The organism is Streptomyces sp. NPDC127197 (assembly GCF_042672405.1).
Taxonomy (GTDB): Bacteria; Actinomycetota; Actinomycetes; order Streptomycetales; family Streptomycetaceae; genus Streptomyces; species Streptomyces flavusporus.
Window position 1 is genome coordinate 456,483 of the sequence record NZ_JBHXVG010000003.1, and the last position, 13,232, is coordinate 469,714.

Annotated in this window: 13 protein-coding genes; 6 read left to right on the forward strand and 7 right to left on the reverse strand. The window is 73.8% G+C overall.

Annotated elements, in window-relative coordinates; all coding sequences use genetic code 11:
- Positions 1 to 47 precede the first annotated feature (47 nt).
- The gene (locus ACFVJQ_RS07245; RefSeq protein ID WP_385781574.1) at positions 48 to 815 is read right to left on the reverse strand and encodes a glycerophosphodiester phosphodiesterase; all 768 of its coding nucleotides are present in this window, start codon (positions 813 to 815) and stop codon (positions 48 to 50) included.
- The gene (locus tag ACFVJQ_RS07250; protein WP_385781577.1) at positions 812 to 1,501 is read right to left on the reverse strand and encodes a YitT family protein; all 690 of its coding nucleotides are present in this window, start codon (positions 1,499 to 1,501) and stop codon (positions 812 to 814) included. Before ACFVJQ_RS07250 ends, ACFVJQ_RS07245 begins: the two co-directional genes overlap by 4 nt.
- Positions 1,502 to 1,565: 64 nt before the next feature.
- Between ACFVJQ_RS07250 and ACFVJQ_RS07255 the strand changes: the two genes are divergently transcribed.
- Positions 1,566 to 3,065, forward strand: coding sequence for a PLP-dependent aminotransferase family protein (locus tag ACFVJQ_RS07255; protein ID WP_385511323.1), 1,500 nt, complete (start codon positions 1,566 to 1,568; stop codon positions 3,063 to 3,065).
- A 49-nt stretch (positions 3,066 to 3,114) separates the two neighbouring features.
- On the opposite strand, the gene ACFVJQ_RS07260 is transcribed toward ACFVJQ_RS07255, so the two are convergent.
- Positions 3,115 to 4,716, reverse strand: coding sequence for an ABC transporter ATP-binding protein (locus ACFVJQ_RS07260; RefSeq protein ID WP_385781581.1), 1,602 nt, complete (start codon positions 4,714 to 4,716; stop codon positions 3,115 to 3,117).
- A 55-nt stretch (positions 4,717 to 4,771) separates the two neighbouring features.
- On the reverse strand, positions 4,772 to 4,966 hold the full coding sequence (locus tag ACFVJQ_RS07265) for a hypothetical protein (RefSeq protein ID WP_224737373.1): 195 nt from the start codon (positions 4,964 to 4,966) through the stop codon (positions 4,772 to 4,774).
- Between the two features lie 306 nt (positions 4,967 to 5,272).
- Here ACFVJQ_RS07265 and ACFVJQ_RS07270 point away from each other — a divergent pair, with 306 nt between their 5' ends.
- The 5 genes from ACFVJQ_RS07270 (at position 5,273) to ACFVJQ_RS07290 (ending at position 10,887) form a co-directional block, all read left to right on the forward strand.
- Entirely contained in the window at positions 5,273 to 5,665 is a 393-nt protein-coding gene (locus ACFVJQ_RS07270; protein WP_385781584.1) for an ankyrin repeat domain-containing protein, read from the forward strand.
- A gap of 323 nt (positions 5,666 to 5,988) precedes the next feature.
- Positions 5,989 to 7,407: a HEAT repeat domain-containing protein gene (locus ACFVJQ_RS07275; protein WP_385511320.1), complete on the forward strand. Its 1,419-nt coding sequence runs from the start codon at positions 5,989 to 5,991 to the stop codon at positions 7,405 to 7,407.
- 245 nt (positions 7,408 to 7,652) lie between these two features.
- Positions 7,653 to 8,783: a glycosyltransferase family 4 protein gene (locus tag ACFVJQ_RS07280; RefSeq protein ID WP_385781587.1), complete on the forward strand. Its 1,131-nt coding sequence runs from the start codon at positions 7,653 to 7,655 to the stop codon at positions 8,781 to 8,783.
- Entirely contained in the window at positions 8,780 to 9,943 is a 1,164-nt protein-coding gene (locus tag ACFVJQ_RS07285; RefSeq protein WP_385781590.1) for a glycosyltransferase, read from the forward strand. The genes ACFVJQ_RS07280 and ACFVJQ_RS07285 overlap by 4 nt, the downstream gene beginning before the upstream one ends.
- Positions 9,940 to 10,887: an SGNH/GDSL hydrolase family protein gene (locus ACFVJQ_RS07290; RefSeq protein WP_385781593.1), complete on the forward strand. Its 948-nt coding sequence runs from the start codon at positions 9,940 to 9,942 to the stop codon at positions 10,885 to 10,887. The genes ACFVJQ_RS07285 and ACFVJQ_RS07290 overlap by 4 nt, the downstream gene beginning before the upstream one ends.
- Positions 10,888 to 10,909: 22 nt before the next feature.
- On the opposite strand, the gene ACFVJQ_RS07295 is transcribed toward ACFVJQ_RS07290, so the two are convergent.
- The 3 genes from ACFVJQ_RS07295 to ACFVJQ_RS07305 are packed head-to-tail and all read right to left on the reverse strand — an operon-like array spanning position 10,910 to position 13,220.
- Positions 10,910 to 11,779, reverse strand: a complete 870-nt coding sequence (locus tag ACFVJQ_RS07295; RefSeq protein ID WP_385781596.1) for a biotin-dependent carboxyltransferase family protein — start codon at positions 11,777 to 11,779, stop codon at positions 10,910 to 10,912.
- Positions 11,776 to 12,465 carry an allophanate hydrolase subunit 1 gene (locus ACFVJQ_RS07300; RefSeq protein WP_385511312.1) on the reverse strand — a complete coding sequence of 230 codons (690 nt, stop codon included), beginning with the start codon at positions 12,463 to 12,465 and terminating at the stop codon, positions 11,776 to 11,778. The genes ACFVJQ_RS07295 and ACFVJQ_RS07300 overlap by 4 nt, the downstream gene beginning before the upstream one ends.
- The gene (locus ACFVJQ_RS07305; protein WP_385511311.1) at positions 12,462 to 13,220 is read right to left on the reverse strand and encodes a LamB/YcsF family protein; all 759 of its coding nucleotides are present in this window, start codon (positions 13,218 to 13,220) and stop codon (positions 12,462 to 12,464) included. The genes ACFVJQ_RS07300 and ACFVJQ_RS07305 overlap by 4 nt, the downstream gene beginning before the upstream one ends.
- Positions 13,221 to 13,232: the final 12 nt, after the last annotated feature.

The window sequence follows — 13,232 nt, forward strand, 5'->3', positions numbered from 1 at the left end:
TGCCCTCGCTTCCCCGAGAAGGTGCCGTGCGCGGGCCGGCCGGGGTGTCAGACCCAGACGCCCCGGTCCTCCATGACCTTGCGCAACGTGTCGATGTGATCGGTCATGATGCCATCGACGCCGAGGTCCAGAAGCCGGTGCATCTGCTCCGGTTCGTTGATCGTCCACACGTGCACCTGCAGTCCGTGCGCGTGGGCGGTCCGAACGAAGCGGCGGTCCACGACCTGGATGCCGGACTGCGACTCGGGCACCTGGGCGGCGACCGCCGAGCGGCGCAGCACGGCCGGCACGCCCCAGGAGCGCAGCCGCAGATTGAGCACGCCCCGCGTGCCGTACGAGGTCGCCAGGCGCGGTCCGGCCAGGCGCTGGGCGCGGACCACGCGGGCCTCGGAGAAGGAGCCCACGCAGATCCGGTCCCAGGCGTCGGTGCGCTCGATCAGCTCCAGGAAGGGATGGAGGCTCGATTCCGCCTTGAGGTCGACGTTCCAGCGCACGTCGGGGAAGGTCTCCAGGAGCTCTTCGAACAGCGGCACCGGTTCCCGGCCCGCCACGCGCGCGTGCCGTACGTCGTCCCAGGGCAGGTCGGCGATCCGGCCCGCCCCGTCGGTCACCCGGTCCAGCGTCGCGTCGTGGAAGGCGACGATCCGGCCGTCCCGCGTGGCGTGGACGTCGGTCTCGATGTACCGGTAGCCCGCCTCGACCGCGCGGCGGAACTGCAGCGCGGTGTTCTCCAGGCCGTCCGCCGCCCCGCCCCGGTGGGCGAAGGCGATCGGGCCGGGGTGGTCCAGGAAGGGGTGGCGTATGCGCGTGCTCACGGACGCAGTATCGCGCGCCGGGGTTGACCGGTGGCAACGACGGTACTGACGCCGGATGCCGAGGGGACGGCGAACACCCGCAGGAACAGCTGGGCGAGCGGGCCGATCGACACCGCGTACAGCAGCGTGCCGACACCGATGGTGCCGCCCAGCGCGAAGCCGGTCACCACGACCGTGACCTCGACGGCGGTCCGGATCAGCCGGATCGAGCGGCCGGTGCGCCGGTGCAGCCCCGTCATGAGCCCGTCGCGCGGACCGGGACCGAACCGCGCGGCGATGTAGAGGCCGGTGGCGACGCCGTTGAGAGCGACGCCCGCCAGCATCAGCGGAACCTGCACAGCCAGGGTGTGCGCCTGGGGCACCACCGCCAGCGTGCCGTCCATGACGACGCCGATCACGAATACGTTGGAGACCGTGCCGAGGCCGGGACGCTGGCGCAGCGGGATCCACAACAGGAGGACGGCCGCCCCCACGATGATCAACACCGTTCCGATGCTCAGGCCCGTGCGCTCGGCCAGTCCCTGGTGCAGCACGTTCCAGGGCTCCAGGCCGAGGCCGGACTTCACCAGGAACGCGGAGCTCGCACCGTACAGCGCGAGACCGGCGTAGAGCTGGGTCAACCGACGTATGAGATGCCCCTGCGTGGACAAGACGTGCCCCCTGGTGGTGGTAGTGGCCTGATGCATGACACTCTGTGGCTTGGGAAGTAACGCCATCCATGGCCAATTCGGGGAAGGTGGACTGGTACGCATGGCTCAGTGGACCTCGGCGGTGGGGGCGGCGCAGCTCGCCCGGCTGCTCAAGTCGCAGCAGGACCGTCCGGCGGGCCCGGGTTCGCGCCGTCCGCCGGCCTATCGCGCGCTCGCCGACGGCATCCGCCTGCTGGTGCTCGAGGGGCGGGTGCCGGTGGCCGCCCGGCTGCCCGCCGAGCGGGAGCTCGCCCTCGCGCTGTCCGTCAGCCGTACGACGGTCGCCGCCGCCTACGAGGCGCTGCGCACCGAGGGATTCCTGGAGTCGCGGCGCGGCGCCGGCAGCTGGACCGCCGTACCGGCCGGAAATCCGATCCCCGCGCGCGGCCTGGAACCGCTGCCGCCCGAGGCACTCGGTTCGATGATCGACCTCGGCTGCGCGGCACTGCCCGCGCCGGAACCCTGGCTCACCCGCGCCGTCCAGGGCGCCCTGGAGGAGCTGCCGCCCTACGCACGCACGCACGGCGACTACCCGGCCGGACTGCCCGCACTGCGCGCGATGATCGCCGACCGCTACACCGCGCGCGGGATTCCCACCATGCCGGAGCAGATCATGGTGACGACCGGCGCGATGGGCGCCATCGACGCCATCTGCCACCTCTTCGGCGGGCGTGGCGAGCGCATCGCCGTCGAGTCGCCGTCGTACGCGAACATCCTCCAGCTGATGCGGGAGGCCGGCGCCCGGCTCGTGCCCGTCGCGATGGCCGAGGGGCTCGCCGGGTGGGACCTGGACCGCTGGCGGCAGGTGCTGCGGGAAGCCGCGCCGCGGATCGCCTACGTCGTCGCCGACTTCCACAATCCGACCGGTGCGCTCGCCGACGAGGACCAGCGGCGGCGGCTGGTGGAGGCGGCCCGCTCGGCCGGCACCGTGCTCGTCGCCGACGAGACGATGAGCGAGCTGTGGCTGGACCCCGGCGTCGAGATGCCACGGCCCGTCTGCGCCTTCGACCCGGCCGGGTCCACCGTCGTCACCGTCGGGTCCGCCAGCAAGGCCTTCTGGGCCGGGATGCGCATCGGCTGGGTGCGGGCGGCACCGGACGTGATCCGCAGCCTGGTCGCCGCGCGCGCCTACGCCGACCTGGGCACGCCGGTGCTGGAGCAGCTCGCGGTGAACTGGCTGTTCGGCACTGGGGGTTGGGAGCAGGCGGTCGCGGTGCGCCGGGAGCAGGCCAGGGACAACCGGGACGCCCTGGTCGCCGCGGTGCGCCGGGAGCTGCCCGGCTGGGAGTTCGAGGTACCGCGGGGCGGGCTCACACTGTGGGTGCGCGCGGGTGGCCTGTCGGGCTCGCGGCTCGCGGAGGCGGGCGAGCGGGTCGGGCTGCGGGTGCCGTCCGGGCCGCGGTTCGGAGTGGACGGTGCCTTCGAGGGGTATGTGCGGCTGCCGTTCACCGTGGGGGGTGCGGTGGCGGAGGAGGCGGCGGTGCGGCTGGCGGCGGCGGCTCGGCTGGTCGAGAGCGGGGGGACCGTGGGGGCGGTGGCGCCGGGGTCGTTCGTGGCTTGAGGGGGCTCGGGCAGCCGCCCTGGCGGCACGGGGGCTGCCCGAGCCACGGCTACGTCCGTGCCTTGGGCCTCTCCACCACCACGGCCTCCGCGGATACCGGCTCCGGCTCCGCGGGCACCCGCTCGGGCTCCGCGTCCGCCGGTGTCGTACGCGGCGGCAGGAGGTCCAGCACCGCCTGGCGGTGGACATCGCTCGTCGCGTCGTCGTAGGGGTCGGGCGTCGCCGGGACCTGGAGGCGCAGGACCGGTCCCGCGCCCAGCCGTGCGTAGCCGCGGCCCGGCGGAACCTGGGGGACCGGCGTGGTGTGCGGGGGCGCTCCCAGGACCGCTTCGAGCTGCTCGGCGGTGGCGGCGCCGAGCGCGACCCGCGCGCGTGTGTGCTGCCGTACGGGGTCGCTGAGGGCGTCCAGGCCGTCGAACTGCTCGGCCACGACCACCGTCACATTGGCGGATCGGCCGTGCCGGAGCGGCACCTGGAGCAGGGACTGGGGGTCCTTGTGGCCGTCCGCGGCGGCCACCTGGCCCAGCGTGGTCGGGCGGTCCAGGAGGAGCCACAGGGGGCGCTTGGTGTCCTCGGGCGGCGGGTGGCCCGCCTGCCGGGCGCGGTTGACGGCGATCAGCCGTCGCTCGGTCTCGGTGGTGGCCCACTCCAGGCTCGCCAGCGCCCCGGAAAGGGCGCACTCGACCGCCAGGACCCCGTCCCGGCCGGTCAGGCAGGCGTAGTCACCGGTGCCGCCGCCGTCGACGATGACGACGTCGCCGAACTGCAGGGCCTGCAGGGCGATGCAGCGCAGCAGAGTCGACGTGCCGCTGCCCGGCTGCCCGACGGCCAGCAGGTGCGGTTCGGTGGAGCGGATGCCCGTGCGCCACACGACGGGCGGCACGTCGCGCGCTTGCGCACCGTGGCCGAGCGGGAGCGTGCGCTGGACCTCGGTGGGGTCGGTGAAACCGAGGACCGTCTCGCCGGGTGCCGTCACGAAGCGCTGGGCGGCGATGTCGGTGGGCAGGGGCGCGAGGACCGTGACCGTGAGCTGGTTGCCCTCCTCGTCCCACGCGAAGCGGTACTCGCGGCCGCGGCCCGACTTCGCCGAGAGCAGGTGCTCGATCCGGGCGCGCGCCTCGGCCTCGCCGTCCGGGAAGTACGCCGGGTAGCGGATCGCGAGGTGCGTGATGCGGCCGGTGGCGTCGAACTCGTACTCCGGGAAGGCCTTCTCCCACTCGCCGCCGTGCGCGTACAGGGGCGCCGGGTCCTCGGTGGTCGAGAAGTACGGGACCATCGCCTCGTACAGCGACTGCAGGCGCTGGATCTGGGACTCGTCGGGCCCCTCGGCGGTCTGTCCGGTGCGGTTGCGGCCCTGCCAGGCTGCCGCCGCCATCAGGGCGATGACGGCGAGCAGCGGGCCGTACGGGACGAGCGCCACGGCCAGGAACACCGAAGCCATCAGGAACAGCAGCGGGCCGCGCCGGTCCTTGGGGGTGTCGGCCCACTTGCGCCGCCCGGCCGATGCCAGTCGGCGCAGACCGCGGGTGATCGTGATCAGGGGGTGGAGGACGTCGGTGGCGCTGTCGGCCGCCGTCCGGGCCAGCTCCCGGCTCCGGGCGAGCTGCGCGCTGCCGTTGCTCAGAATGCGGGGGAGGGGGCGCCGGGCCACGGGTGTCTCCTGGAGGTGCGTACGTGCGGGATGGTGTGTCCGGGCGGCGGGCGCGTCAGAACTTGATGCCGCCCAGCAGGCTCGCCAGGCTCTCGCCGCCCGCCTTGATGCTCGGGGCGATGGCCGTGCTCGCCAGGTAGAAGCCGAAGAGGGCCGAGATCAGGGCGTGGGACACCTTGAGATCGCATTTGCGGCAGAAGATGAAGATGATGACGCCGAGCAGGACGACGCCTGAGATGGACAGAATCATGAGGTCTCCTGGTGTCGAGGGGGACAGTCACCATGAGTACTTCCAGGATCACAGGATGTATCCATACGATAAAAGGTGCAACTGGGTGAAATCTGGTGGATTTCGCCCATGCGGCGGATTCGGCTCGGCGCGGCCCGGTGGCGGGCTTGCGCCCGATGGGTGCATTGGTGATCTTTGCCTCGGCTGCGGCCGGTCATGTTCCTGTGCAGCCAGTACGCTGGCGATTCACCCGTACGGCCGTACCGCTCGCGGCCGTACGCTTGTTCCCAGGGTCCTCGACGTGCGTAGTGAGAGGCGGTCCGGCCGATGACTGAAGCCCCCGACCCCGAGGTCGTGGAGCTCGCGACCAAGATCTTCGATCTGGCCAGGCAGGGACAGACCGAGGCCCTCGTGGCCTATGTCGACGCGGGCGTTCCGGCCAACCTCACCAACGACCGGGGCGACTCCCTCGTGATGCTCGCCGCGTATCACGGGCACGCCGGGACCGTGCGGGCGCTGCTCGACCGTGGCGCCGAGGCCGATCGGGTCAACGACCGAGGTCAGACCCCGCTCGCAGGGGCGGTCTTCAAGGGCGAGGAAGAAGTGATCAAGGCCCTGCTGGAGGGCGGCGCCGACCCGGCCGCCGGCACCCCGTCGGCTGTCGACACCGCCCGGATGTTCGGCAGGACGGAACTGCTGGAAATGTTCGGCGCACACTGAGACCGTCGCCCTGACCAGCGAAAAGAGCCGTCCTGATCAGGCAGGACACGGAAAACGGGGGAGGCGGTACCGGGCCGCCGGAAATTTCGGTCGCGGCATCGAGAACAGCCGGGTCATCATGACGTCGTGATTCACGGACGCGATGGCTGGGCAGGTGTTGCCGCACCACGCGGGCCGTGATCGGTCCGCATGGGCCACAGACGAGAGGCAGAGGAAGATGGTCTACAGCAAGCAAGAGACGGCGGGCGCCCCGACGTGTTGTCACGCGGCCAGGTAGAGCACGTTTCCCGGTTGCGTCGACGCTTGATGTGAGGCTGTTTCCCATGTTCGATCCGGTCATAGCGCCCAGCGGTACGCTGCTCGGCCTGCTCCAGCGGGGCCGCGGCGACGGCACACTGCACGCGCTCACCGCCCCCCGGGCCGAGGCGCTCGCGGCACTCAACCACTGTGTGCTGCGCGACCCCCGCCACGACTGGCAGGTGGAGAACCGCTCCCTGTACTACGCCCGCCTCTACCTCGACCTGGGCGGCGACCTGGGCGCGATCGAGGCGCATCTTTTCGACCCCGAGGACATCGTCGACACCGACGAGTCACGAACCGGGCTCGCCCTCGCCGTCCTCGGCCACCTCGCCTCCTACGGCAGGCGCGACGCGCTGGAACTGCTGCGCCGCTACGCCGCCCACGGCTCCAACTGGGCCTGGGCCCTGGACGAACTCGCCCTGCGTGACGACGACGCCGGTCTGCGCGCCCTGGCCGCGCCCGTGCTGGCCCGCTTCCCGGCCGACGCCGAGGGCGAGGCCGAGCTGGCCGCCGCCGTGCGGGACGCCTTCGAGCCCCGGCCATGGCGGCTGTGGGCCGAGGATCCGCGCGAATCGATCGGCACGCGCGTGCGTGCCGCACAGGAAACCGGCTGCTTCGACCGATGGCAGCGGCAGATGCGGCCCACGGGGCCCCGTCCGGGCTGGAGTGTGCAAGCGGTGTTCGAATGGGCCCAGCAGGGCCTCGAACGCGGCGCCTCGCTCCATGTGCCCGCCGCCCGCTGCCTCACGGCCGTCGCCGGCCCCGAGGACCGGCCCGAGATCGTTCAGGCCGCCAAGGACGGCACCGAGGGCGCCCGCTGCACCGCCCTGCGCTATCTCGCCGACAGCAACGATCCCGACGCCCTCGACCTGATCGAGGCTGCCGTCGCCACCGGCTCGGCGCCGGTCGTGGAGGCCGCCCTCGACGCCTTCGAGCGGATGCGCAGCGTCGCCGCCGTCGACCGGGCCCGCGGCTGGGCGCGACGGCCCGATCCGCTGGGCGCCGCCGCCGGACGCATGCTCGCCTGCCGGGGGGGAGCCCACGACAGCGACCTGGTCCTCGGAGCCCTGCGCGAAGCCGTACGGGGCGAAGGGCCGGACGCACCGACGCTGTGGACCCTCGTGGACGGCGCCGGACGGCTCGGCATCGGCTGTGCCGCACCGGTTCTGCGCCATATCTACCGCGAGACCGCCTCGTCCCACCTCCGCGGCAGGGCCGCCCGCGCGCTCGCCGCCACCGATCCCTCCTTCCCCGCGGGTTTCGCCGTCGAGTGCCTCTGGGACTGCGAGGAGACCACCCGCGAGCTCGCCGCCCGACACGCCGAGACGGGCGACGCCCGGGTCGTCGAGCAACTGCGTCGGCTCGCCGCGGACCCGGCCGAGGAGGCGGAGGTCCAGACGGCGGTACGCAGCCGGATCGGGCCCGACGCACCCGCTGTGTGAACGACGCGATGGCAGGCAGCCGGACCGGACCTGGCGCACCTGCTGAGTGAACTCGGACCTGCCGGGCCCGACGGCTGAATTCGGACGCGCCGGGCCCGCAAAGTGAACGTGGGATGACTCACTGGTCAGAGGCGCATGGACGCGGCCTGACCTGCTCGAGTGCGCAGCGCAACGCTCATGGATCGTTCCCCGTTCGGAAAGATCGACGTTGACGCGGCCACGTCCAGCGCGGCGACAACACCCGTATGCGTGTCGTCATCGTGACCGAATCCTTTCCCCCCGATGTGAACGGCGTGGCCCACTGCGCGCTCCAGACCGCCCGACACCTCGTCGATCGCGGTCACGCTCCCCTCGTCGTCGCACCGGCCCCCGCTCCGGGCAGCAAGGCAGCCGCCGCTCTCGCGCCGTGCCCTGTCGTCCACGTCCCCTCCCTACCGCTCCCGGGCTATCCCCAGGTCCGCGTCGCCCTTCCCAGCCGACGGCTCGCCGCCGCGCTCCTGGCGCACCAGGCCGACATCGTGCATCTGGCCAGCCCCTTCATCCTCGGCGTCCGCGGCATGGCCGCCGCCGCCCGGCTCGGCCTCCCGGCCGTCGCCGTCTACCAGACCGACCTGGCCGGCTACGCCCGTACCTACGTGGGCGCCGGTGAGGCCGCGGCCTGGCGGCGCATCCGCTCCGTCCACGCCGCCGCCGACCGCACCCTCGCCCCCTCCAGCGCCTCCCAGGCCGACCTGGAGGCCCACGGCGTGCCCCGGGTGCACCTGTGGCGGCGCGGTGTCGACACCGTGCGCTTCCGCCCCGACCTCCGGGACGACGCACTGCGTCGCGAGCTCGCCCCGAACGGCGAGCTGATCGTCGGCTATGTCGGGCGGCTCGCACCCGAGAAGCACATCGAGCTGCTCTCCGGGGTCTGCGGCCTGCCGGGCGTGCGGGTGGTGATCGTCGGCGACGGGCCGAGCGGGCCCGGCCTGGCCGAGGCGCTGCCCGGCGCGGTCTTCCTGGGCCGCCGCGGCGGCGACGACCTCGCCCGGATCTTCGCCTCGCTGGACATCTTCGCCCACACCGGCCCCTTCGAGACCTTCTGCCAGACCGTGCAGGAGGCCATGGCGAGCGGTGTCCCGGTCGTCGCGCCCGCCGCCGGCGGACCGCTGGACCTGGTCGACCACGGCCGCACCGGGCTGCTCGTCCCGCCGCGCGACGCGGACGCCGTCACCGAGGCCGTACGGACCCTGGCCGCCGACCAGGGGCTGCGCACCGCCTACGGGGCCGCCGCGCGAGCCACCGTCGAGGGCCGCACCTGGGCCGCCATCGGCGACCAGCTCATCGCCCACTACGAGGCCGTGCTCCAGGCCCGCAGGCCGGCGGTGGTGGCATGAACAGCGCACTCCGCATCGTCCGGCTGGCGAACTTCGTCGCCCCCGCCTCCGGGGGGCTGCGTACCGCGCTGCGCGAGCTGGGCAAGGGCTTCAAGGTGGCGGGCCACGATCCCGTCCTGATCGTGCCGGGTGAGAAGTACAGCGACTGCGAGACCGAGCAGGGCCGGGTGATCACTCTGCCCGGCCCGGTGCTGCCCGGCACCGGCGGCTACCGCGTGCTCATCGACAAGCGGCGGGTCGCCGCCCTCCTGGAGGAGCTCGCCCCCGACCGCCTCGAGGTCTCCGACCGTACGACGCTGCGGTGGACCGGCAAGTGGGCCCGCCGCGCCCGGGTCCCAGCCGTGATGGTCTCCCACGAGACCGCCGACGGCGTGCTGCGCACCTGGGGTCTGTCGGAGAACCTGTCCCGACGCGCCGCCGACACCCTCAACGTCCGTACAGCCCACACGTACGCCAAGGTCGTGTGCACCACCGAGTTCGCCGAGCGGGAGTTCGTGCGGATCGGCGCCCGCAACGTCGTACGGGCCCCGCTGGGCGTCGACCTGATGAACCGGCGTCCCACCCTGCGGGATGCGGCGCTGCGCGACACCCACGCGCGTGCGGACGAGAAGCTGCTCGTGATGTGCTCCCGGTTGTCCGTGGAGAAGCGGCCCGGCACTGCGCTGGACGCCCTGGAGGCGCTGCGCGGGCGCGGCGTGCGCGCGGTGCTCGTGGTGGCCGGGAACGGCCCGCTGCGCGCACGGCTCGAACAGCGGGCGCAGGAGCGCGACCTGCCGGTGACCTTCCTCGGTCATGTCGCCGACCGCAGCCTGCTCGGCGCGCTCCAGGCCTCCGCCGACGTGTGCCTGGCACCCGGGCCCGCCGAAACGTTCGGGCTTGCCGCGCTGGAGGCCATGGCCTGCGGCACGCCCGTCGTGGCGAGCGCGTCCTCCGCGCTGCCGGAGGTGATCGGATCCGCCGGCGCCACCGCGGCGGACACCGGGGACGCCTTCGCGGACGCCGTGGAGATGCTGCTCGACCGTCCCGAGCGCGAGCGCCGGGAGGCGGCACGCGCGCGTGCGGAGTGCTTCGGCTGGGGCACGGCGGTGGACGCCTTCCTCACCGCGCACGACGCGGCGGTGCCGACGCGTCCCTTCGTGCGTGCGGAGGGCGCGGCATGAGACCGGTCCGTTACGTCGCCCTCGGGGACTCGCTGACCGAGGGGGTGGGCGATCCCGTGGGGAATGAGTGGCGCGGCTGGGCCGCGCTGCTCGCCGGCGGGCTCTGCGAACCGCCCGCCGAATTCACCAACCTCGCGGTCAGCGGGGCGCAGACGCGGGACGTGCTGGAGACCCAGCTGCCCGCCGCGCTGGCCCTGCGCCCGGACGTCGCGTCCGTCCTCGTCGGCGTCAACGACACACTGCGCCGCACGTTCGACATCCACAACGTCGCCGAACGCCTCGACAAGGTCTACGCGGCCTTCACCCGGCAGGGCACCGCCGTGCTCACCGCGTGCCTGCCCGACCCCGGCGCGATGCTCGGACTGCCCGGGGTGCTGGCCACACCGTTGGCCCGGCGGCAGCGGGCGGTCAACACCGTGGTCCACGCGCTCTCCGAGCGGTACGGGGCCCTGCACCTGCACGCCGCCGAGGGCGACTGGGTCGACGACCGGGCGATGTGGAGCTCGGACCGGCTGCACCCCGGGGAGCGGGGGCACCGACAGCTGGCCGTACGGTTCCACGGGCTGCTGGCGGACGCCGGCATCGCGACGGGGACCGCGCCCCGGCCCGAGCCCGAGTTCCCGCCGCCCACCAGGTCGGCGAGCCTGCTGTGGCTGGCCACTGCAGGTACCGCCTGGGTGGTCCGCCGGTGCAACGACCTGCTGCCCCAGTTGCTGCGCCTCGCGGCCGACGAGATGCGCCACCGCGCGAGGGGAACCAGCGGCCGGCTCGACCTGCGGGCGGCACAGGCGGTGTCCAGGGCGCTGGCCTCGCTGTCGGCGCCCGAGCCGAGGCCGTTGCCGGAGCATCGGTCGATGCCCGGGCAGCGGTCCGTGCCGGGGCAGCGGTCCCTGTCGGAGAGGCTGTCGGTACCGGAGCAGCAGCCCGAGCCGGAGGCGGCGTAGCGCACGCAGGGGGTTGCGGGAGTCAGCGACGGCGTACGGCAACGAACCGGACCGGGGTGCCCGGCACCGCCTGCGCGGCTGCCGGGAGGTCGCTCGCGCCGACGACCGCGATCACGGGGTAGCCGCCGGTGGTGGGGTGGTCGGCGAGGAAGACGACCGGCCGGCCGTCGGGCGGGACCTGGACCGCTCCCAGGACCACGCCCTCGCTGGGGAGTTCACCGGGGAGGGCCCGCTCCAGGGCGGGTCCCTCCGTGCGCAGCCCGATGCGGTTGCTCGCGGCGGACACCTGGTACGTGCGGGACGTGAACGTGCGTACGGCCGCCGGTGTGAACCAGTCATCGCGGGGACCGAGGGTCACGTGCAGGACGAGCTCGGCCGGGGGCGCCGGCTGCGGGGCGACGTCCACGCGCGCGTGGGGGCCGACCGGCTGCCCCAGGGGAAGCACGGCACCGTCCGTGAGCGGTGGCGGGCCGAGCCCCGACAGCAGGTCGGTGGAGCGGCTGCCGAGGACCGGCTCGACGGCGATACCGCCGGAGACGGCCACATAACTGCGCACCCCGGAGACGGCCGCGCCGACGTCCAGGAGCGCCCCGGCGGGCACCCGCACCGGCGCGCCCCAGGCGGCCGGGCGTCCGCCCACCGTGACCGGGCACGGGGCGCCGCCGACCGCCACGGTGACCGCAGAACGCGGCCGTAGCGCACAGCCGTTGAGGGTGGTCTCCAGGACGGCCGCCTCGGGCGGATTGCCGACCAGCCGGTTGACGAGCACCGCCGCGGGTGCGTCGAGCGCCCCGGAGCGGGGCACTCCGAGGTGGGCGTGGCCCGGGCGGCCCCGGTCCTGGACGGTGGTCAGCGCCCCGGCCCGTACGACGGCGAGCGCGCGGTCGGTCATTCCGCCACCGCCGGTCCTGCCGCGCCGACCGGTCCAGCCGCTCCGGTCTGTCGCACCGGCCCGGCTCGTCCTACAGGTCCCACCTGCACGAAGTGCACGCGTGTGCCCGGTGACAGCAGCGCGGCCGGCACGCGCGCGTGGTCCCACAGCACGGTGTCCGTGGTGCCGATCAGCTGCCAGCCGCCCGGCGACGGGCGCGGATACACGCCCGTGTACGGGCCCGCCAGCGCCACCGCACCGGCCGGGACGGCCGTGCGCGGCGTGGCCCGGCGCGGGACGTCGTAGCGCTGTGGCAGGCCGGTGAGGTAGCCGAAGCCGGGGGCGAAACCGCAGAAGGCGACGCGGAATTCGGTGCCCGCGTGGATGCGGGCCACCTCCTGCTCGTCGACGCCCCAGTGTGCGGCGACGTCGGCCAGGTCCGGGCCGTCGTAGCGCACCGGGAGTTCGACGACCTCACGCGCGCGCGGGGGAGCGGGCGGCACTTCGGCGGCGGCCAGTTCGGCAGCCAGGCGCACTGGGTCGGCGAGGCCGTCGAGGAGGACGGTGCGGGCCGCGGGGACGATCTCACGGACCGACAGCGCGCCCTCCGCGCGGCGGCGCAGCAGCTCCGCGTGCAGCGCCTGTGCCTCCTCGCCCGAGGACACCTCGACGAGCAGGGCGTCGTCGCCGACGGGCAGCGCCCTCATGCGAAGGCCTCCACCCGGACACCTGACTTCTCCAGCCGTTCCCGCACCCGACGGGCCAGCTCGACGGCGCCGGGCGTGTCCCCGTGCAGGCACAGGGAACGCGCGCGTACCTCGATGGATGACCCGGAGTGCGAGGTGACCATGCCCGAGCGCGCCAGGCCGACCGAGCGCTCCACGACGGTCTCCGGGTCGGTGACCACGGCGCCCTCCCGGCCGCGCGGCACGAGGGTGCCCTCGTCGGTGTACGCGCGGTCCGCGAAGGCCTCCGTGACGGCCGGGAGCCCCGCCTTGGCGGCCAGCTCCAGCAGCCGCGAGCCGGGCAGCCCCAGCACGGGCAACGTGACGTCCGCGAGGAGCACGCCGTCGACGACCGCGCCGGCCTGCTCCTCGTCGTGCACCACGCGGTTGTACAGCGCACCGTGCGGCTTGACGTACGCCACGCGGGCACCCGCCGCCCGTGCGAAGACCTCCAGGGCGCCGATCTGGTACGCCACTTCGGCCGTCAGCTCGGCGGACGGGACGTCCATCGCGCGCCGCCCGAACCCGGCCAGGTCCCGGTAGGAGACCTGGGCGCCGATCGTCACCCCGCGCGCGGCGGCCAGCTCGCACACCCGGCGCATGGTGGCCGCGTCCCCGGCGTGGAAGCCGCAGGCCACGTTGGCGCTGGTGACAACGGACAGCAACTGCTCGTCGTCGGTCAGCCGCCAGCGGCCGAAGCCCTCGCCGAGGTCGGCGTTCAGATCGATCGCGGTCATGGTCCCCTCTGG